Raw genomic sequence first — 2,571 nt, forward strand, 5'->3', positions numbered from 1 at the left:
GTCTACAACGGCGTTATCGAGGACATCCGCCAAGCCATTGACGAGACAGACGAACTCGACCAGGTCACGCAGGATCTGTTGATCGGTCAGGCCGGGCCCCTGGAGAAGTTCCAATGGTTCGTCCGCGCCCACCTCGAGAGTGCCGGCGGCAAGCTGAGCCACGGAGACAAGAAGACGGAAAAGGCCGCGGCCAGCACAGCGCGGCGCAAGTCCTAAAAACCCAGTTCGTAGTAATCGGTCTCACTCTTTGGGTGCCGTGCCGTTTTTGGGCGCGAGGATGTTGATCCGGTCGCCCACGGCGAGCCGTCCGGCCGCGTCGGCATCGACGAGTTGTCGATTGTGGATTACCGACACAGGGAGGTGGCCGGCCGGCCAGTCGAGATCGCCAAGAACCCGGCCGACCGCGGCGGAATCGGGTGACAGGGTGTGTTCGACAATGCAGTACCCGTCGAGCTGGCTTCGCGGGTCGTGTTCGGCCTTTTCGGCTTGCGGGTCGGCCCATCCGGCGGCTTGATGGCTCGCAGCGACTTCCGGTTCCGGTTGGACATCGGTGATGCGGGTCCCGACCGCACGCAACACATCCTGATTGGTCAGCCAGCCTTGAACACGGCGGGCCTCGGTGTCGATGACCGGCAGTCCGTCGCGGCCGTAAAGGACGAGCTGGCGCAGGGCTTGGGCAAGGCTGTCGTTGGCGAATAACGCCTGCGGTTCGCGGATGCGGGTCACGGGGCCGAGTAAGGCTGCCCAGTCCCGTTCGCCGGCGACCATTGGCCGGGTCAGATCGAGCGGCGCGGCGAAGCTGTGCATGGCGTCGGCCGCGGTGAGGTCGTCGAATGCATGACTCGGGGTTGGTCGGTCGATATCGATGCCTCGCCGCAGCAGTTTGGTGGTGTAGATGGTGCCGTAGGAGATCCCCCGCGAGACAGTCGTGGCAACCGCGACGGCCAGCATGACCGGCAGGGTGAGGGTGAAGTCCCCGGTCATCTCGACCGTGCTAGCCAGGGCCGTGAGCGGCGCGCGCGCGGCCGAGGCGAACACGGCACCCATGCCGACGATGGCGTACAGCGCGGGATGCCCGACGGCCGTGCCGATTATGTGCTGGACGATCAGCCCGAAAGCCATCCCGGAGGTAGCTCCGACGAACAACGAAGGAGCGAATACACCGCCCGAGCCGCCGATTCCGATGGTCAGGCTGCAGGCCAGCATCTTGCCGGCGGCGAGGATCACCAGGAACCACAGCGCGTAGTGACCGGCGAAGGCGGCGTACATAACCGGGTAGCCCACCCCGTACAACTGGGGCAACGCGAGTAGTAGCAGGCCGAGCACGATCCCACCGACGGCCGGCCGCGCCCAATCCGGACGCTGACCCCATACCCGGTCGCAGAGATCCTCGGTCTTGTACAGGACGTTCTTGAACAGGATCCCGAGCAGTCCGGCGATCGCCGCCAGGAGGGCGATCAGCAGGTAGTTGGCGATGTGGTCCAGCTCGATGCCCTCGGGAAGCTGGGTGAGGAATGGAGCTGAGCCGAAGAAAACCCGAGAAATCACGTCGGCGACCATCGCCGACAGCATGATGGTGAAGATCGCCTCGATGGACAGTTCGCGCAGGATCAATTCGACGGCGAAAAATACGCCGGTGATCGGGGCATTGAATGTGGCTGAGATGCCGCCCGCGGCACCGCAGGCCACCAGCACCCGCAGCCGGTTTTCCGGCATTCGCACCCACTGACCGAAGCTGGACGCCAGCGCCGCGCCTATTTGCACGATCGGTCCTTCGCGACCCACCGACCCGCCGGTGCCGATGCAGACCGCGGAGGCGAGCGCTTTCACCACTGTCACCTGAGGACGGATGCGACCACCGTTCTCCGCGACGGCGATCATGACTTCTGGGACCCCATGGCCCCGGGCCTCGCGAGCGAACCGGGAGATCAGCGGCCCGTACAGCAACCCGCCGATGACGGGGATGACCGCGTAGAACGCCACCCCCAGCCACGGCAAGTGGTCGCTGGCCACCCAGCCCTGCTGGCCGAATTCATCGTGTCCGGTCGCTAGCCAGGTGAAGCCAAAGATTAGGTAGCGGAATGCCACCGCGCCGAGCCCGGCGCCGACCCCCACCACGATCGCCACGCAAAACAATCCCAGGCGGTTTGCGCGCAGCCAGCCGGCGAGCTGCCCCACCACGTTGGATACCGGCCGCGACACTCTTAGGGGATCAGCGGCCGCCTTGTTTTGCCCCATCCGCTTCACCCTTCCCCAATGACCTTCTTGGTTGCGCTATCGACCAGGATCGGGCATGCCGCGGCGACCGTCCACTTCAGCAAATATTGCCTATCCAAACTATCGGTTGCCGTCCGTTGTCCGACAGGTGGGTCAGACAGGGGCAATTCCACCGCTCGTCGGCGCTGTGCAGGCATTCCCGAGCCGACCGCGGCCGGGCGCGGTCGGTTGCCGGCGGGGGATCAAGGGAATAAACGGACTCCGGTCCGGTTATACGGGTAGTCCTAGACGAAGGAGGTCGATATGCCTGCCATCACCGCAGACACGTTGACATTGCCCCGGGTGAGCGCGGCC

1 protein-coding gene and 1 pseudogene are annotated in these 2,571 nt (G+C 65.1%); one reads left to right on the plus strand and one right to left on the minus strand.

What is annotated here, in order from left to right; all coding sequences use genetic code 11:
- Nucleotides 1-216, plus strand: a pseudogene (locus ACZY0B_RS27140) (DNA starvation/stationary phase protection protein); the annotation flags it as partial.
- Nucleotides 217-240: 24 nt separating this feature from the next.
- Here the strand turns inward: ACZY0B_RS27140 and ACZY0B_RS27145 are convergent.
- Complete coding sequence (locus ACZY0B_RS27145; protein WP_463767319.1) at nucleotides 241-2,238, minus strand: chloride channel protein; 1,998 nt, start codon at nucleotides 2,236-2,238, stop codon at nucleotides 241-243.
- Between the last annotated feature and the right edge of the window lie 333 nt (nucleotides 2,239-2,571).

This window comes from Mycobacterium sp. IDUB_19 (assembly GCF_055419445.1).

Excerpts from the sequence above, each read along its gene's own strand:
- ACZY0B_RS27145 (WP_463767319.1), bottom strand. The coding sequence starts at position 2,238 with ATGGGGCAAAACAAGGCGGCCGCTGATCCCCTAAGAGTGTCGCGGCCG.